We start from the raw sequence: 18,237 nt of genomic DNA, 5'->3' as shown, positions 1-18,237 counted from the left end.
GACACTTTCTCTCCAAACCAACAACAAGTGTCACAAAGTCGGACGGGGTGGTGGTAGGTCCACCCCGCGAAGTGGTGGCAGCGCGCTGGGTCCGCGCCGGGTGCACCGGGAGTATTCAGTTCAAGGCTTATACAGTTTTGGAAAGGACTCCCCGTGACCACGCAGACCCTCCCGGCCGTCGATCATCGCGGACCGGTCACCGGTACGGAACGTGCGCTCGCACCCGACCTGATCCGCGGTGCGATGCTGCTGCTGATCGGCCTGGCCAACAGCGCCAACTTCGCCTTCGCCGGCCAGCCCGGCGTCGAAAGCTCACCGCACGGCCTCGAGCGGGTGCTGAACTTCGTCAAGCTCACCTTCGTGGACGCCCGGGCCTACCCGGTGTTCGCGGTGATGTTCGGCTACGGCCTGGTCCAGCTGGCCCGGCGGCAGCGCTCCGCCGGCGCGACCTCCGGCGCGGTCCGGCGGATTCTGCTCAAGCGCAACGGCTGGCTGATCGCCTTCGGCCTGGTCCACGCGACCCTGCTGTACTTCGGGGACTTCCTCGGCGCCTACGGCATCGTCGGCATCATCTGCACGCTGTTCCTGCTCAACCGCGGCGACAAGTTCCACCGGATCATCCTCGGCGTCTGGGCCTTGGAGACCGTCTACCTCCTGGTCATCGCCGCCCAGGCCGCACTCACCGTCGTCAACAGCTCGGGGCCCGCACACCCGCTCACCAACGACCCGAATCCGTCGCTCGCTGCCCCGTCGTACGGCGCCAGCGTGATCGATCGGCTCCACGAGTACCCACTGCACACCGCGAGCGTGGTCGGCTTCATCATGGTCGTCTGGCTGGGCATCTGGGCCGCCCGTAAGCAGATCCTGGAGAACCCGGGTGCACACCGCAAGCTGCTGTGCTGGGTCGCCGCTGTCGGCCTGGGGATCACGATCCTGGGCGGTCTGCCGCTCGCCCTGGTCGGTGCCGGCTGGTTGCACGTCGACGAGACCGCGGTCGACTCGCTGAGCTATCTGTCCCACGTCAGTGGGATGTTCGGTGGACCCGGCTACATCGCGTTGTTCGGTCTGCTGGTCTCGCGCATCACCACGCTGTCGCTGCCGGTCCGCGCAGTGTCGGCCTTGGGTCAGCGATCGCTGTCCGGCTATCTGTTCCAGTCGCTCTCGTGGATGGTGCTGCTGGCTCCCTTCACGTTGGACCTTCGCTTCGGCAGTACGGCGTACACCGCGGCCCTGATCGCCATCGGTGTGTGGGTGGCGTCGGTGGCCGGCGCGTACGCGATGAGCAAGCGTTCCTACCGCGGTCCCGCCGAAACCCTCCTCCGCCGCCTCGTCTACTGACCCCACCTTGAGCATCCACCAACCACCTTCCGCGCCGGATTTTGGTTGGTGGGTGCTCAAGGTCGTCTCCCCGCGGCGGGAGGCGGAGGCGGGTTTGGGAGGATGGCGGGTATGAGTGACTTCGGCGTACCGGAACCCGCCAACCTGTCGGACCTCTCCAGTGAGAGCCCGGTGGCCGAGACGAGTGTGCGGCTGGCGCTTCCGGCCGAGGCGAACGAGATCGGTGAGATCCAGGTCGCCGCGTGGCGGACGGCGTACGCCGGTCTGCTGCCGATGGATGTCCTCGCGGATCTCAACCCGGCGCAGTTCGCGGCGCAGTGGCGGGCCGCGTTGCTCGCGCCGGGCGAGGCGCGCAACCGGGTGATGGTCGCGCTGGCCGGCCGCACCTTGGTCGGCTTCGCCGCGATCACGCCGTCCGACGACCCGGACGCCGACCCGCGGCGGGACGCGTTGATCGCCGAACTCGCGGTCAAGCCGGAGGCCACCCGCGCCGGACATGGTTCGCGGCTGCTGAACGCGGTCGTCGACACCATTCGCGCCGACGGGTTCAGCCGCGTGACGGTGTGGGTCAACTCCACCGACGACGTCCTCCGCGCCTTCTACACCGAGGCCGGCTGGGCCCCGGACGGCGCGCATCGTGAACTCGACCTGTACGGCGACGAGTCGGTGCGCATCAAGCAGATCCGCCTCCACACCGACCCGGGTTCAGCTGACTGACCTCAGTGCGAAGCGCCGGCGATAGTCGCTGGGCGTCAGGCCGGTGGTGCGTTTCAGCTGGATCCTGAGGTTGGCCGCCGTACCGAGGCCGCAGGTCCTCGCGATCGTCTCCAGCCTGACCTCGCCGCGTTCGAGCAGCCGGCAGGCGAAGGCCACCCGCTCACCGGTCAGCCAGGCGAGTGGCGTCGTACCCAGCTCGGCCTGGAACCGGCGATGCAGGGTCGCTTGACTGACCGCGGCGTACGTCGCGATGTCCGCGACCGTCAGCGGACTGCCGAGCCGCTCCCGCGCCCACTCGAGCAGCGGCGCCAGTGAGGTGTCCGCGACCACCGGCACCGGCTGATCGATGAACTGGCGCTGACCACCGTCGCGATGCGCCGTGAACACCAACCGCCGGCTCACCGCGTTCGCGATCTCGGCGCCGTGGTCGCGGCGGATCAGATGCAGGCCGAGGTCGAGCGCCGCCGCACTGCCGGCCGCGGTCAGAACGTTGCCGTCGTCAACGAACAGGACGTCCGGCAGCAACTCCACCTGCGGATACGACCGCCGGAAGGTGTCAGCCCATCGCCAATGTGTCGTAGCCCGGCGCCCGTCCAGCACCCCGGCCGCCGCCAGCGTGAACGACCCCGTGCAGAAACTCACCAACCGCGCTCCCCGCTGCGCGGCCCGCCGTACGACGTCCAGTACGGCGTCCGACGGTGGCACCTCGGGATCGGGACGATTCGGCACGATCACCGTGTCGGCGCGATCCGCCCGATCGAGGCCGGCGACCCCGGTCAGCGTGAAGAAGCCGGAATGCATGCGGATCTCGGGCTCCGGCGTACAGAGGCTGAGCTGGTACCAATCCCGGTCCAGCTCGGGGCGGCGCAGGCCGAACAGCTCGGTGGCGACGCCGAGCTCGAACGGGTTCGAACCGTGGTCCACGATCACGGCGACGTGGTGCGAGGATTCTTTCGGCATCTGCCATTTCTAGCACTCACTCATCTCCGGCGCATCCGGGAAGACTGGGCCGCATGAGCCACGAACCAGTTGATCTGCACGCTGTCCTGAAGACCTTCGACGACCTCTGGAGCCCGCGGATCGCCACGCGGATCAACGACTACGACGTCCGCGTCACCAAGGTGGCGGGCTCGTACATCTGGCACGTGCACGACACCACCGACGAGTTCTTCCTGGTCCTCGACGGCGATCTGAGCATCGCCGTCCGCGACCCGGACGAACGCGTCGTCACCCTCTCCCCCGGCCAGGTCTTCGTCGTCCCCCGCGGCATCTACCACCGCCCCTTCTCCGACGCCGGCGCCTCCATCGTCGTCATCGAACCCGCCGGCATCCCCACCACCGGCGACCACCACGACCCCCTCCCGGACCACATCTCCACCCACACAGGCCTCGAGATCTGACCACCACCGCCCATAGCATCCGGCGGATCGGCGACCGGCCGGGGGTGGTGCTCGACCGGCGTCGGCGGGCATGACAGATTGCGACGGTCCGATTACGCAAGGCCATCCGCTGGAGTCTGCATGAAGTACCTCACCCTGGCCGTGGGTCTAGGGCTGCTCCGATCATCACCCGCCGTCGCGAGCAGGTGCTCGATGGAGTGCGTCGGCGTGCTGGAGAGGAGGTTTCGATGCGGAGCATCGTGACCTTCTCGTCAGCGCGCCGAGGCGCCCATCGAGCGCCGCGCAGTAGGCGGGTGATGATCGGAGCAGCCCTCGGGCTGTCCGCTGCTGTTGTTCTCGTCGTGCCGGGGTCTGGTGCGACCGCCTCGATGCAAACCGCGACGGTGGTCGACCGGGCGCATCCGGTGGCCAACAAGTACTTGAAGCAGAGACCGGTGTGGACCCAGTGCGGCGACAAAGAGCTGCGCACGTACTGCGCCAAGATCACGGCACCGCGCGACTGGGCGAACCAGTACTCCGGCAACGACATCCAGATTGCGGTCAGCAAGGTCGCACCGGCCAAGGGCAAACCGAGCCGGGTCATCTTCGGGAACCCTGGCGGTCCGGGTGGCGCCGGCCTCGGGATGGCGCCGTACTTGGCGATCCAGGCACCGCTCGCGAAGGACCACCTCGCGGTCGGGTTCGACCCGCGGGGCACCGGTGACAGCACCGACGTGACCTGCCAGGGCTCGCCCGGCTACTCGATGGACGCGCGCGACCGGGATCCGTGGAACCTCGACCTGATCGCCGAGGCGTCGGCGATGACGCAGCCGTACTGCGACCGCCAGTCGCGCGGTCTGCTCCCGTACGTGACCACCGCGCAGACCGTGCAGGACATGGACCTGATCCGGCAACTGCTCGGCTTCGACACGATCGACTACCTCGGCTACTCGGGCGGCACCTGGCTCGGGGCGTACTACCAGACCTACTTCCCCGAGCACGTCGGGCGCTTCGTGCTGGACTCGAACACCGACTTCACCCAGCCCTGGATCAACACCTTCGTCGCGCAGCCGCCGGCGTTCGAGCGCCGGTTCCGCGAGGACTTCGCGACCTGGGCGGCGAAGTACGACGGTGAGCTGCACCTGGGCACCTCACCCGGAGCCGTCATCCGGACCTACGAGCGGCTGCGCGCGGCACTGAAGAGGCAACCGGCTGTCGAGGAGTTCCTGGACGGTTCGGTCAAGGTCGGCTACGACCAGAACACCCTGGACTCGATCATTTCCGGGGATTTGTATACAAAAATCGACTTCTATTCGCTGGCGCTCGACCTGGCATTTCTTCGCGACCTTTCCGCGACCCAGACAAAGGGCGGAGCCCGGGCCGCGCAACGCCAGGTGGACGCATTGTCGCCCGCCCGGCAGCACGAGCTGGTCCAGCGCGCCAACCGCGGCGTCGTCGGACTCCCTCCGCTGGGCCGGATGATCGGGGACGACGGCGAGAGCGCGACCTTCACGGCGATCACCTGCAATGACACGCCCTGGCCGCAAGGCCGCGAGTACGGCCAACAGTTGGCCGGACGCCTCGGTCCGAAGAACCCACTCCTCGGCTGGACCATGACTGAGAACCCCTGCTTCTACTGGGATCGCCCCAACCTGACGATGCCGACGCCGACCGGCAAAGGCCTACCTACAACGCTGATGGTGCAGTCGGTGCACGATCCGGCGACCAACTACGCGCTCGCCGTCGCCGCCCACAACAGGTACGCCGGATCGCGCCTGCTCACCGTCACCCGCGAGGGCGACCACGGCGTGTACGGCGGCGTGAACAAGTGCGCGGACAAGATCGTCAACGCCTTCCTCACCACCGGGAAGGCGCCGGCCAAGGACGTCAGCTGCACCGGCGAGGGCATCCCCGCCCCATCGGCCCCGGCACCGGAGCTCGAGGAGAGCGGCGAGCAGGGGTACGCCGAGAGCGCGCCACTGCGCCGGATCGCGGGATTCACCAAAGCCGTCTCGGGATATCTCCACTGATCCGAGCGAACGCTTGAATCGCAGGAAAGGATTGTCCGGCGCGGACGGAAAACGCAGTCAATTTCTGCCCGATTTCCCTACGCTCGGACAGACCGTGATCACCGTCGGCGAAATCCGGACCACGCTTTCGTTGTCAGGACAAATTTGTCAGGGCGATGTCAGGGTAACGTCCCTGTGCGACAGAGCGTGATTTCGACAACCTTGAGTCAGCGCGGAGGAACCAGGCGTCGACCGGGAGGGCTCGACGGCAGGTCTCCATCGCCGACGTGGCTTCGGCCGGCTGTGGGGTGGGGGGACTGCCTGGGGGGTCAGACAGAGACACAGCCGGCCGGGCCACGCACACGGCGTCATTCGCCCGCGCTCCCAAAAACCCTCGCGGGGTGCCGTCGATCCCCCAGGTCGTGGTGCTCCGCGAGGCACAAGGTCGGGGGGCTCGATCACCAGACCCGACCTACGCCGATCAGCAGCCCTGGTGGACTGCTGATCGGTTTTGTTCTGCCCGGCGTCAGAGCCGCCCGGTGTGATTCGGGTTGTGGCTCGAGGCCGGTGGCGGGTAGCCGTCGGCGACCGCGGCCAGTGGGGCCGCCCGACCGGCCGACCAGGCGGTCCGGAAGGCCCGCCGCTCCAGAGACTCCTCGATCGCCGCCCGAGTGGCCTGATAGTCCGGCTTCTCGATCTCCGGCACCGGTGCGCCGATGACCTCGCGGACACCATCCGCCGCACCCAGCAGGAACGCGGCGTAGTCGCCGCGGCCGCGTTGCTGGGCGACCGCCGCGAGCTCCTCGAGCACACTGGCCGACCGCCACCGATCACCCAGATCGCGATGCTCGGCCAGGCTCTCGTCCAGCAGGTGTACTGCGCGCTCCGTCAGGCCGCGGCGTCGTTCCACGATGCCCAGCTGGTTGAGCGACCAGGCGACACCCTCGCGGTACCCGAGCCGCTGAGACAACGCCAGGCTCTCCTGCAGCAGGTCCTCGGCCTCGACCAGCTCACCGCTGTACTGCGCGATGGCGCCGAGGCTGATCAGCGACCAGGCCAGCCCCTCGCCGTCACCGATGGCCCGGAAGGTGTCCCGTGCACGCCGGCACCGCCGCGCACCCACCTCGAGGTCGCCGCGCAACCAGGCCACGAATCCCAGGTGGTTGTGCGCCCAGGCCATCCCGGACCGGTCGCCGAGACTCTCGAAGAGGTCGAAACTCTCGCAGTGCAGGTCCTCCGCGGCCGAGTAGTCGCCCCGCTCCCGGGCTACTCCCCCGAGCCGCTGCAGGACGAGCGCCGTACCAGCTGCGTCGTCCTGCTCCTTGTACTGCACCAGGGCGGTCTCCAGCCGGACGGTCGCGGCGTCGTACTCGCACTGCAGGAACGCGAGCATGCCCGCGCCCAGATTCGCCTTCGCGCAGGCAGGAGCCAGACCGCCCAGCTCTTTGGCCGGCAGCGAGTCCGCGAGGGTCAGGGAACGTTCGAGCCACTGGCTGCCCTCGGCGTAGTGCCCGCGCAGGTAGCAGAACAGCCACAGGCCGCCGGACAACCGCAGCGCCTCGCTGACCGACCGCGTCCGCAGGGCCCACGCCATGGCGGAGCGGAGGTTGTCCAGCTCGTCGTCCAGCCGCTCGAGCCAGTCGGTCTGGTTCGGACCGCGCAGGTGGCCCTCGGCCTCCTCGGCGAGGCTGATGTAGTACTGCGCGTGCCGCCTGGCCGCCTCCTCCGTCCAGCCGGCCCCCGCCAGCCGGTCGGCGGCGAACTCACGAATCACCGCGAGCATGTAGTACCGCGCCATCCCGCGCCGCCGCGTCACCCGGATCAGCGACTTGTCCACCAGCCGCCCGGTGAGGTCGAGCGCCTCGGCCCGCTCCAACGGCCCTGGTGAAGCCTTCCCCGACATGACGGTCGCGGCCGCGTTCAGCGTCCAGCCGCCGACGAACACCGACAGCTGCGCGAACACGTCCCGCTCCGCCGGTGTGAGCAGGTCATGGCTCCACTCGATCGCGCCGGACATGGACTGCTGCCGCGGCGACGCCGTCCGCGAGCCGCCGGCCAGGATGCCGAACGACGTCTCCAGCTCGCTCGCCAGCTCCTCGATGGTCATCACGTTGGTCCGCGCTGCGGCCAGCTCGATCGCGAGCGGCATGCCCTCGAGCCGCCGGACGACGCGCGCGACCTGGTCGATCTGCCCGGCCGGATCGTAGCCGCGGGCGATCGCGCGCTCCACGAACAACCGGACCGCGGCCGACGACTCCAGCTGATGCTCGTCGTGCGGCAGGGCCAGCGCAGGTACGACGTACACGCTCTCGCCGGGGACACGCAGGAGCTCGCGGCTGGACGCGAGGACCGACAGGTTCGGGCAGTATTCCAAGAGGGCGGCGCAGATCTGGCCGACGGTCGCGACGACGTGCGAGCAGTTGTCGAAGACCAGCAGCATGTGGCTGCGGCCGATCTGTTCGGCGATCTCCTCGACCAGCCGGGTGCTCTCCACCAGGTGCAGGCCGGTAGAGGCAGCGACCGCCGGTACGACGGCGGCCGGGTCGCTGAGCGCTGCCAGTGGCACCCAGCAGACGCCGTCCGGGAAGCTGTCGGTGAGTTCGTTGGCCAGCGCTATGGTCAGGCGGGTCTTGCCCACGCCACCGGGCCCGGTGAGCGTCAGCAGGCGGGTGATGCGCTGGCCGAGCAAGCGTCTGGTGGCGGTGAGCTCGGTGGTGCGGCCGATCAGCTGGTTCGGCGGGGCGGGTGGCTGGCGCATCGGCGGCCGGCTGGTCTCGGTCTCCCGGCGCGCGGCGGAGGTGAGCTGTGACCGGTCCGGATCCTCCAGCCGCAGCGCGTCCGCGAGCAGGCGCAGCGTGTGTGCTCGCGGCGCGCGCCGACGTCCCCGCTCCAAAGCCGCGATCGCGTCGACACTCAAGCCGGCGAGCTCCGCCAGTCCCTCCTGCGACAGCCCGGCCTCACGCCGGTGCCGGCGCAGCAGGCCGCCGAATCCTGCCCCCTGCACGTCGTCCGAGCCGCGGCCAGACCCGTCTGATGGCACAGGACGGCTCCACCCAGTCTCCGACCTGCACGTGGCGGTTGCCACGCACGTCTTGAAAGTATCCCGTTTCACACCTGGTTGTCAGTTACCGCCCTGTCGTTCACAGCGAACTCCCAGGTAACTGACGGCCTTCAGCGCACCGCTTGGTCGTGGTGAGCGATCGCTGTGCGCATCGTCGCGCGGGCCCGTTTCCGGTCGCCCGCAGCGTCGTACGCGGTGGACAGGCGGAACCACACCCGCCAATCGTCGGGCGCCGCTTCCACCTCTACCTTGTACTTCAGGAACGCGGCGTCCGCAGCGGTCCGGTCGATCCGACCGGACGGCCGGCGCGGCAGATCGTCGACCGGCAGGCCACCGTCCGCCTCGAGTTCGCCGGCGAGGGCTTCGGTCCGGCGGCCGAACTGCAGTTCGCGCCAGACCAGGTAGATCCCGAGCAACGGGATGACCAGGACCGCGATCCCGAGCCCGATCGCCACCGGGTCGCCGGTCCCGATCAGCAACACCCCACGCCAGCCGAGCAGTACGGCGTAGGCGACGAACACCACCGCGATCACGATCGCCGCACGCTTCGCGCTCATCTCAGTGTCATTTCTTTCCCCGCCCCACCGCCCCGGTCAGGCTAGATCCATGAAGTGCTCGAGGCCGACCGTCAGCCCGGGCGTGCCGACGATCCGCCGGACCCCGAGCAGGACGCCGGCCATGAACGAGACCCGGGCCATCGAGTCGTGCCGGATCGTCAGCGTCTCGCCCTCGTCACCGAACAGGACCTCCTGGTGCGCGACCAGACCGCGCAGCCGGACCCCGTGCACCCGGATCCCGTCCACATCCGCCCCCCGCGCGCCGTCCAGCGCCGTCGTGGTCGCGTCGGGGATCGGCCCGGCCCCGGCGTCCCGGCGGGCGGCGGCGATCAGTTCCGCCGTACGGCGTGCCGTGCCCGACGGAGCGTCCACCTTGTCCGGGTGGTGCAACTCGACGATCTCGACGGACTCGTAGTACCGGGCCGCCTTGGCGGCGAACTGCATCATCAGGACCGCGCCGATCGAGAAGTTCGGCGCGATCAGTACGCCGGTGCCCGGGCTGGCGTCGAGCTGCGAGCGCAGCGTGGCCAGCCGCTCGTCGTCGAACCCGGTGGTCCCGACGACCGCGTGGATGCCGTGCTCGATGCACCAGGCCAGGTTGTCCATCACGACCTCGGGCCGGGTGAAGTCGACCACCACCTGCGCACCGGCCTTGGTCAGCTCCTCGAGCTCGTCGCCCTGGTCGAGCCGGGCGACCAGCTCACAGTCGTCGGCCTCCTCGACCGCGAGGCACGTCTGAGCGCCCATCCTGCCCTTGGCTCCCAGTACACCGACCTTGATCATGCGCACCCTTCCGGTTGGAATCGAGGGCAACAGGATCTCATCCGCTCCCCTCTGGTCCGGTCAGGGTGCCGTCGGTCAGGGTTTCTGCGCGGCTCGCTCGGCGCGCGGGACGTAGACCTGCAGCTTGATCGTGTCCTTCGCGGGCGCGAGCAACGTGTAGTCCGCCTGGAAGTCCAGCCCGCAGGCGCGCAGGGCGGTGACCTCGACGTCGGAGATGGGACGGTTGAGGATGATGATCGGCGGGCGACTCGCTCCCCAGGGCGGTCCGTTCCGGCAGACCTCCCCGATTCCGGCCGCGGTCCTGGACCGTTCCTTCGGCGCGACCCAGGCCTCGCCGACCGGCTTCCCCTGCAGCATCAGGACGATCCCGGCCATCTTGTCGAACGCCAGGATCGGCCGCCCGGTCGGCTGGAGATACGCCCGGAGCTCGGTCGCCAGCTTGGAGTAGTTCCGCTCGGCCAGCGGCTCGACGTAGAGACCCTTCAACGCCGGCAGGGACGCCGCCGCGGTCAGCTGTGTGTGCCCGACCGACCGATAGGGGTACTGGAACAGCCCGGTGTAGGCGATGGACGCGACCGCCACCAGCGACGCAACGGCCACGATCCCGACAGTCGCCCGGGCGACGATCGGCGTCGCCCAGATCCCGGTCACGACCGCGATCATCACCGCGGCCCAGGCGGCGAACGCGTTGAAGCCGATCGTGTAGAGCGGGTTGTTCGTGCCGAACGCCTGCACCATCGGCAGCACGACCAGCAGCCCGAGGACGACCCATCCCCGCGCGTTCTCGCGGCTCAGCACGGACCGGTCCGTCAGCCGGAGCCGGCCGGCGACCACAGCGGCGACGGCCGTCACCAGCGCGACGAGTACGGCGGCCAGGAGCGTCACCGTGTACCGCGACGTGTGCCCGGACCCACCCAAGGCGGCGCCATCGGCGACCACCCGGCGTACCGACAGAGCGAACGCGACGAGCACGAGCACCCCGGCGGCGATGCGCAGCCAACGCCATCGGGCGATCACCGCGACGGCGGCTGCGACCAGCAGGATCCCGTGGTCGCGGAGGGTCCGTCCGAGCAGGTTGAGACCGGTCGACCAGTAGACGTGCAACAGGGCGGCCGGCGAGTACGACGTGTCCGCGATGAACCTGTTCACGGTCATGATCCCCGGCACCGCGACGTTCAGCCGGACCACGAACAACTGCACCACGAGCGCCGCCGCCGCGAGCCCGGCCAGCGCGAGACCGACACCGCGGGCAACGGCCCGCAAGCCCTGGCCGGCCAGAACGATCAGGGCGGCGACCACGATCAGCCCGATCACCACCACCGAGGTCCACTTCGCCAGCACCATCGCACCGATGACAAGACCGGCCACGACCAGCACCCAGAACGGCACCGGGCGCCCTCGATCGACCGCCGTCGCCATCCACAACACGCACGAGACCAGCGTCAGCGCACCGAGCAGGACCACATCGTTGTAGCCGGGCGACTGCGGCAGCCAGCTGTAACACATGCCACCGGCGGCCAGAATGACCGCCATCCCGGCCAGCTCCCACAGCTTCGTCGGCGCCGCGCCCGGCCGCCGGCCTCGCAACCAGCGCATGAAGCTGTACCCGAAGATCAGATGCACGACGACCACGGTCAGCAGCCGGAACAGCCGCAACCGGACGATGTCGTACCCGAGCCACTCGAAGACCGGGCCGTACAGGTACTGCACTCCGGTCAGCGCCAGCGGATTGCTGTTCCACCATCGGTAGGACAACAGGTAGTAGCCCTCGTCGGTGATGTCGAAGCCTTCGTTGGCGGCCCGGCCCGCGGTCAGGATCCACCACCCCGCGAGCCCACCGGCAACCACGATGACCCCGGCCAGCAGCGCGAACTGCCTGCTCCTCGGGGTCATCGGTAGTGCACTCACGGCCGCCACCCTAGGCCATTACTCCACAGATACCCCTTGGGCCGGGGTGTAGGCGGCCTGGGCGTCTTCGGCGAAATGGCAGGAGACGGTCTGCCCGGAGGGGATCTCGCGGAGCTGCGGTTCCTCGCTGCTGCAGCGGGCTTCCGCGCGCAGACAGCGGGTGTGGAACCGGCAGCCGGACGGCGGCATCACCGGCGACGGTGGGTCACCGGCCAGCACGATCCGCTTCCTGCCCTGCCGGGCCAGTCCGGGCTCGGCGGACAGTAGCGCCTGCGTGTACGGATGCGCGGGGACGTCGTACACCTGCTGGTGCTCGCCCAGCTCGGCCACCTTGCCCAGGTACATCACCGCGACCCGGTCCGAGACGTGCCGGACCACGGAGAGGTCGTGCGCGACGAAGATGATGCTGAGACCAAGCTCACGCTGCAGGCGCATCAACAGGTTCACCACCTGCGCCTGCACGGACAGGTCCAGTGCGGACACCGGCTCGTCGCAGAGCAGTACGTCGGGGTTCAGTGCGATCGCCCGGGCGATCCCGATCCGCTGCCGCTGGCCGCCCGAGAACTGGTGCGGGAACTTGGTCTCGTCCTCGGCCCGCAACCCGACCAGTTCGAGCAGTTCACGCACCCGGGACCGGACGTCGACACGCTTCGCCACATCCGGGTGGACCTCCAGCGGCTCGGCCACGATCTCGCCGACGCGCATCCGTGGGTTCAGGCTCGAGTACGGGTCCTGGAACACCACCTGCACGTTGCGCCGCCAGCGCCGCAAATCGCGCGCCCTCAGCTTGCTGACGTCGACCCCGCCGTAGAAGAGCTGTCCGGACGTCGGCTTCTCCAGCGCGGCAAGCAGCCGGACCAGCGTGGACTTCCCGCAGCCCGACTCGCCGACGATGCCGAGCGACTCGCCCCTGCGGAGCGTCAGGTCGACGCCGTCGACCGCACGAACCAGTGTCTTGGTCCCGAAGCTCAACGCCGGACTGATGTCGTAGTGCTTCACCAGATCGGTTGCCACCAGCAACTCGTCGGCCATCACACCGCCTCTCGTTCCGCGATCGACGTACGGCGGATGCACGCGGCATCCCGGCCAGGGGCGACGGTGAGCAGCGGGGGCACCTCACGCGCGCAGTCGTCGATCGCGTGCGGGCACCGGGGCCGGAACGCGCAGCCGGACGGGATCGCCCGCAACGACGGCGGCGTACCGGGGATGGTCGGCAGCTCCTGGCCTTTCAGGTCCGCCGACGGCATCGAGCCCAGAAGCCCTTCCGTATAAGGATGAACGGGATACTCCAGGGCCTCCGCGGTGGACGCTCGCTCGACCACATGCCCGGCGTACATCACCACCACGTTGTCCGCGACGTCCGACACCACGCCGAGGTCGTGGGTGATCAGGACGACGCCCATCTCGCGTTCGGCCTGCAGTTCCGCGATGAGCTCCAGGATCTGTGCCTGGACGGTGACGTCGAGCGCCGTGGTCGGCTCGTCCGCGATCAGTACGTCGGGATCGAGCGCGAGCGCCATCGCGAGCATCACCCGCTGCCGCATGCCGCCGGAGAACTCGTGCGGGTAGTCGCCCACCCGCTTCGCCGCGGCCGGGATCCGGACCTGGTCGAGCATGTCCGCGGCCTGCCTGAGCGCGGCCTTCTTCGACATGCCGCGGTGCACGCGGTAGCACTCGGCGATCTGGGTGCCGACCGACTGCACCGGGTTCAGCGCCGACAGCGAGTCCTGGAACACCATGGTGATCCGGTCGCCGACGATCTTGCGCCGTTCCTTCACGGTCATCCCGATCAGGTCCACGCCGCGGTACTCCGCCGTACCGGAGACGATCCGGCCCGGCGGCATCTCGAGGATCCCGGTCAGCGCCTGGGTCGACACGCTCTTCCCCGACCCGGACTCGCCCAGGATCGCCAGCGTCTCGCCGGCCCGGACCTGCCAGGACACCCCGTCGACCGCACGCACCGGCCCGCGCGGGGTGTCGAACTCGACGCTGAGGTCGTCGACCTTCAGCAGTACTTCGCCATGTTTGGTCATCGGAGCAACTTCGGGTCGAGGGCGTCGCGGATCGAGTCGCCGATGATCATGAACGAGATCGTCATCGTCGAGATGAACAACGCCGGCCAGATGAACAGGTGCGGAGTGTCCCGGTACGACGCCGCGACGCCGAATTGCGAACCCCACGAGATCGACGGCGGTTGCAGCCCGACCCCGAGGAACGTCAGCGCGGCCTCGAGGCCGACCATGCCGCCGATGCCGAGCGTAGTCATCGCCAGCAGCGGCGCCATCGCGTTCGGGAACACGTGTTTGCGGAGGATCCGCACCGGGGGTACGCCGATCGACCGAGCCGCCAGCACGTACTCGCGGTTGCGGACCGAGAACACCGTGGCCCGCATCAGCCGCATCCCGCCCGGCCAGCCGATCAGCAGGATCACGCCGACGATGATCCAGATGCTGCGGTTCGGCACCGAGTTCAGGATCACGATCAGCACCACGATGCCCGGCACCGCGAACAGTACGTCGGCAGTCCGCGAGATCAGCGCGTCGACGAAGCCCGGGAAGTACCCGGCCAGCAACCCGAACGAGCCGGCCAGGATGAAGACCCCGAAACTCGCGCAGATGCTGACCAGGACCGACGGACGTGCGCCGTAGATCACGTTGGCGAAGTAGTCGCAGCCCTGGATGTCGAATCCGAACAAGTGTCCCGGGCTTCGGCCGTGCCGGCTCTTGGTCAGCTCGCAGAACCGCGGATCGATGGGCGTGAAGAGCTTCGGCACCGCGGCCATCAGGAAGAACAACAGCAGGAGCAGGCTGCAGACGACGAACTGCGGCTTGCGCAGCAGCGCGCGCAGCAGTTCCCGGTTCGACAGCGTGCGGCCGTCGCCGAGCTCCTGTGCCTCGGCGCCGACGACCGCCTGGATCTCAGACATTGCGCACCCTCGGGTCCAGGACGCCGTACAGCACGTCGACCAGCAGGTTGATCACGATGAACGAGATGAAGGCGAGGGTCGACAACAGCACCACGACGCCACCCTCCTTCAGCTTGATCGCCTGGAACATGAACTGACCGAGCCCGGGCAGGTTGAAGATGCTCTCCGTGATGATCGCGCCGCCGAACATGCCGGCCAGGTCGATCCCGATGAAGGTCACCACCGGGAGCAGCGCGTTCGGCAGGATGTGTGACCACAGCACCCGCTGCTCCCCCATCCCCTTCGCCCGCGCCGTCTTCACGAAGTCGGCGTTCACCGTCTCCACGATCGACGTCCGCATCAGCCGGGCGAGACCTGCGAATCCGAGCACGCCGATCACCAGCGCGGGCAACAGGTACGAGCGCGGGAACCCTTCCAGCACACCCGAGACCGGGAACCACTTCAGCTCGACGCCGAACAGGTACTGCGCGGCGAAGTACGCCACCAGTCCGGGCACCGCGAGCAGCAACAACGTTGCCAGCAGCAACGACTTGTCGATCAGCCCGTTGCGCTTGAAGCCGGCGTAGACGCCGAAGAACAGCCCCAGTGTCCACTGGAACGCGTTCGCCAGCAGGGTCAGCTTCAGCGTGACCGGGATCCGCAGCCGGAGCTGATCGGCGATGTCCGCGCCCGCGAACGTCGTACCGAAGTGGCCGGTGAGGATGTCCTTCATGCTCAGCAGGTACTGGATGATGAAGGGATCGTCGAGGTGGAACTGGGCCCGCTTGGCCGCCAGCACGGCCGCCGGGATCGGCTTGTCGCCGGCCAGTTCCCGCAGGGGGTCTCCGGGCATCGCGAAGACGAGCGCGAAGACCCCCAGCGTGACGATCAGCCCGATCGGGACGGCCGCCAGCGCGCGGCGCAGGACGAACCGGATCACTTGAACGTCGCGTAGAGCGCCGACACCCCGACGTACTTCGACACCCGGGGCTCGATCTTGTCCGAGTGCAGGTAGGCGTTCGACTTGGTGTACAGCGGGATCAGCGGCATGTCCTCGAGCGCGATGTCCTCGGCCTGCTGGTAGAGCTTGATCGCCTTGTCCTGGTCCGGCTCGGCGTCGCCCTTGGCCAGCACGGCGTCCAGCGCCGGGTTGTTGTAGCCGGCGAAGTTCGCGTCACCGTTGGACTTGAACATCGGGGTCAGGTAGTCCTCGATCGACGGGTAGTCGTGTCCCCAGCCGCCGAACCGCAGGCCGTCCAGCTTGCGGGAGTCGGCCAGCTCGGTGATCTCCGAACCCTGCTTGCCGGTGTACTTCACCTGCAGGCCGAGGTTCTGCCGGAGCATGTTGCCGATCGCCTCGGCGAAGATCTGCCCGGTCGCGGACGTGGTGCTGTAGCTGATGTTGACCGTGCCGGAGAAGCCGCCCGCCTCCTGCAGCAGCTGCTTGGCCTTGGTGGCGTCGAAGTCGCAGTACTTGCAGGCGTTGTCGCGGTAGCCGGCGATGTCCGGCGCGATCAGGCCCTTGGCCGGGTCGGACAGGCCGACCAGGTCGGCGAACGCCTTGCGGTCGATCGCCTCCGAGAACGCGTGCCGCAGCTTCGGGTTCTTGTAGCGCGCGTCCCAGGCCGGGAAGACCAGGTAGTTCGCGCCGGAGCTGACGCTGGTCACCCACTTGTCCGGCGCATCGGTCTTGAAGCTCTGCACCTTGGTCGACGGCACGTCGGTGAAGTCCACGTTGCCGGCCAGGAACTCGTTGTACGCCGTGTCCGCGTTCGGGATGAACCGGTAGGTGATCGAGTCCGCCTCGGGCGCGTTCGGGCCCTTGTAGCCGTCCCACTTGGCCAGCTTGATGTCGTCACCGGCGTTCCAGTCGGCGGCCAGCTTGTACGGGCCGTTGCCGATCGGCTTGCGCTTGTAGGCGTCCGGGTTCTTCCGCACCTCCTCCGGCAGCGGGGCCAGGCCGAGGTACTGCAGGGTCAGGCCGAACTGCGAGAACGGCACCTTGAGCTTGACCGTGAAGGTCAGGTCGTCGACCTGCTTGAGGCCGCTCAGCGTCTTCACCGCGGTCGGCTTCGGAGTGGCGCCGTCCGGGGTCGGCGGGTTCAGCGCCTCGTACCCCTCGACCTTGGAGAAGAAGCCGTTGTTCTTCCAGGCGTTCGAACCCTCGGCGGTCATGTTCCAGCTGTCCACGTAGTCCTTCGCGGTCAGCGGCTGGCCGTTCTGGAAGGTGTTGCCGGGCTTCAGCTTGACCGTCCAGGTCTGGCTGGTCTTGTCCGGTGTGACCGAGTCGGCCATCACGTTCTCGAGCTTGCCCGAGTTCGGATCGGTGGTCACCAGCGGGGCGAACATCGCCATCGCGACCTGGATACCCGGACTGCCGTTCTCGTTCAGCGGGTTGATGTACTCCAGCGGGTCGGCAGCGATCGCGATGATCTCACTCTTCGCACCACTGGCGGAGCCACCACTGGACTTCCCATCTCCACAAGAGGCGAGCACCAGTGCGAGACCGAGTGCCACCCCCACAACCCCAGTCAGACGTCGCACAGTCAAACCAACTTCCTCGGCGGGAGGGCCGTTAAGCGGGCGGATCAAGCGTCATGGTGGCTGGTCGAAACTGCGCATGTCAACGTTGTCAGGCACAAAACGGCGGCGCGTAACTCAGGCGTTACTTTCCCAAGACCTCAGACGACCAGCCAGCCATCACGGAGGACCGCCCCACCTTAATCACATAACCTCCCTGAGTCATCAGACGTCAGGTCAGATCTCACCCAATAGTCTTTGTGCACACAAATGCGCACTCAGGCCGTTGTCCTCATCACATCGTCGACTGCGGTGAGTGTCCGGTCCCCTGCAGGCTGTGCCGGGACGACCCGCCTGCCGATTCGTGGTGTGTCGCGAACAGCCGTGCGAACCGCCCGTCCGGCTGTGCCATCAGCTCCGGGTACGTCCCGCACTGCACCACCGAACCGTCGTCGATGACGTAGATCCGGTCCATCGCGCGCAACGTCCAGGCCCGGTGCGACACGACGATCGTGATCCGGGTGTCCTTGGTACGGCGTAAGTCGGCGAAGATCTCGCGCTCCGCCTCGGCGTCGATGGCCGAGGTCTCACGTGGTGACGCGACACAACTCCTGGCAGATTACCGCGTCAGCTGGGCGGGATGTTCTGGTTCAGGTGGAACAGGTTGCCCGGGTCGTACTTCCGCTTCAGCTCCGTCAACCGCTCGTATGTCGAGGCGCCGTACGCGGTGCGGATGCGGTCGGTGCCCTCGTCGGTGAGGAAGTTGACGTACACCCCGGACTGGTGCGGCTCGATCGCCCGCCACGAGTCCCGCACCCACTCCCGTTGCTCCTCGAACCCGTCCGGACCGAGCGTCGCCCCGACGAAGTTGAACGTGTGCCCGCTCGATCGCCCGCCGAACGCCGTACTGTCCTCAGGCACTCGGGAGATCGCGCCGCCGAGGTGGAAGATCGGGTACGCCGTGTACGGCGAATCGATCGCCAAACCGCGCTCGGCCGCGATGTCGATCACGTCGTCGGTCAACTCGCCGACGTCGCACGCGCGCATGTAGTACCACCGG

General features: G+C 68.2%; 16 protein-coding genes. 4 read left to right on the top strand and 12 right to left on the bottom strand.

Going from position 1 to position 18,237, the window contains the following annotated elements; genetic code table 11:
- The first annotated feature begins 153 nt into the window (after positions 1–153).
- Together OG555_RS30100 and OG555_RS30095 are read left to right on the top strand one after the other, a co-directional pair.
- Positions 154–1,338 carry a DUF418 domain-containing protein gene (locus OG555_RS30100; RefSeq protein ID WP_329475923.1) on the top strand — a complete coding sequence of 395 codons (1,185 nt, stop codon included), beginning with the start codon at positions 154–156 and terminating at the stop codon, positions 1,336–1,338.
- A gap of 111 nt (positions 1,339–1,449) precedes the next feature.
- Positions 1,450–2,055, top strand: a complete 606-nt coding sequence (locus OG555_RS30095; protein ID WP_329475922.1) for a GNAT family N-acetyltransferase — start codon at positions 1,450–1,452, stop codon at positions 2,053–2,055.
- On the opposite strand, the gene OG555_RS30090 is transcribed toward OG555_RS30095, so the two are convergent.
- Positions 2,044–3,015 carry a GlxA family transcriptional regulator gene (locus tag OG555_RS30090; protein ID WP_329475921.1) on the bottom strand — a complete coding sequence of 324 codons (972 nt, stop codon included), beginning with the start codon at positions 3,013–3,015 and terminating at the stop codon, positions 2,044–2,046. The genes OG555_RS30095 and OG555_RS30090 overlap by 12 nt on opposite strands.
- Positions 3,016–3,068: 53 nt before the next feature.
- Here OG555_RS30090 and OG555_RS30085 point away from each other — a divergent pair, with 53 nt between their 5' ends.
- Both OG555_RS30085 and OG555_RS30080 read left to right on the top strand, forming a co-directional pair.
- A complete protein-coding gene (locus OG555_RS30085) occupies positions 3,069–3,455 on the top strand; it encodes a cupin domain-containing protein (protein ID WP_329475920.1) in 387 nt (128 codons plus the stop codon).
- 227 nt (positions 3,456–3,682) lie between these two features.
- A complete protein-coding gene (locus tag OG555_RS30080) occupies positions 3,683–5,464 on the top strand; it encodes an alpha/beta hydrolase (RefSeq protein WP_329475919.1) in 1,782 nt (593 codons plus the stop codon).
- A 505-nt stretch (positions 5,465–5,969) separates the two neighbouring features.
- On the opposite strand, the gene OG555_RS30075 is transcribed toward OG555_RS30080, so the two are convergent.
- The 11 genes from OG555_RS30075 to OG555_RS30025 all read right to left on the bottom strand — a co-directional run bounded on the left by OG555_RS30075 (position 5,970) and on the right by OG555_RS30025 (position 18,224).
- Positions 5,970–8,483 carry an ATP-binding protein gene (locus OG555_RS30075; protein WP_329475918.1) on the bottom strand — a complete coding sequence of 838 codons (2,514 nt, stop codon included), beginning with the start codon at positions 8,481–8,483 and terminating at the stop codon, positions 5,970–5,972.
- A gap of 131 nt (positions 8,484–8,614) precedes the next feature.
- On the bottom strand, positions 8,615–9,061 hold the full coding sequence (locus OG555_RS30070) for a hypothetical protein (RefSeq protein ID WP_329475917.1): 447 nt from the start codon (positions 9,059–9,061) through the stop codon (positions 8,615–8,617).
- Between the two features lie 36 nt (positions 9,062–9,097).
- Positions 9,098–9,844 (bottom strand): 4-hydroxy-tetrahydrodipicolinate reductase, encoded by a 747-nt coding sequence (gene dapB / locus OG555_RS30065; protein WP_328521708.1) that lies wholly within the window; start codon positions 9,842–9,844, stop codon positions 9,098–9,100.
- A 75-nt stretch (positions 9,845–9,919) separates the two neighbouring features.
- Positions 9,920–11,752, bottom strand: coding sequence for a hypothetical protein (locus OG555_RS30060; protein WP_329475916.1), 1,833 nt, complete (start codon positions 11,750–11,752; stop codon positions 9,920–9,922).
- 18 nt (positions 11,753–11,770) lie between these two features.
- Complete coding sequence (locus OG555_RS30055; RefSeq protein ID WP_329475915.1) at positions 11,771–12,784, bottom strand: ABC transporter ATP-binding protein; 1,014 nt, start codon at positions 12,782–12,784, stop codon at positions 11,771–11,773.
- Complete coding sequence (locus tag OG555_RS30050) at positions 12,784–13,785, bottom strand: ABC transporter ATP-binding protein (RefSeq protein WP_329475914.1); 1,002 nt, start codon at positions 13,783–13,785, stop codon at positions 12,784–12,786. Before OG555_RS30050 ends, OG555_RS30055 begins: the two co-directional genes overlap by 1 nt.
- Entirely contained in the window at positions 13,782–14,678 is an 897-nt protein-coding gene (locus OG555_RS30045) for an ABC transporter permease (protein WP_329475913.1), read from the bottom strand. The genes OG555_RS30050 and OG555_RS30045 overlap by 4 nt, the downstream gene beginning before the upstream one ends.
- Positions 14,671–15,597, bottom strand: coding sequence for an ABC transporter permease (locus tag OG555_RS30040; protein ID WP_329475912.1), 927 nt, complete (start codon positions 15,595–15,597; stop codon positions 14,671–14,673). Before OG555_RS30040 ends, OG555_RS30045 begins: the two co-directional genes overlap by 8 nt.
- Complete coding sequence (locus OG555_RS30035; RefSeq protein ID WP_329475911.1) at positions 15,594–17,174, bottom strand: peptide ABC transporter substrate-binding protein; 1,581 nt, start codon at positions 17,172–17,174, stop codon at positions 15,594–15,596. Before OG555_RS30035 ends, OG555_RS30040 begins: the two co-directional genes overlap by 4 nt.
- Before the next feature lie 298 nt (positions 17,175–17,472).
- Positions 17,473–17,652 (bottom strand): hypothetical protein, encoded by a 180-nt coding sequence (locus tag OG555_RS30030; protein ID WP_329475910.1) that lies wholly within the window; start codon positions 17,650–17,652, stop codon positions 17,473–17,475.
- Between the two features lie 152 nt (positions 17,653–17,804).
- On the bottom strand, positions 17,805–18,224 hold the full coding sequence (locus OG555_RS30025) for a BBE domain-containing protein (protein WP_329484899.1): 420 nt from the start codon (positions 18,222–18,224) through the stop codon (positions 17,805–17,807).
- Positions 18,225–18,237: the final 13 nt, after the last annotated feature.

It is taken from the genome of Kribbella sp. NBC_01484 (assembly GCF_036227145.1).
Taxonomy (GTDB): domain Bacteria; phylum Actinomycetota; class Actinomycetes; order Propionibacteriales; family Kribbellaceae; genus Kribbella.
The sequence above is the reverse complement of the archived record's forward strand: the minus strand, read 5'-3'. Positions and strand labels throughout refer to the sequence as shown.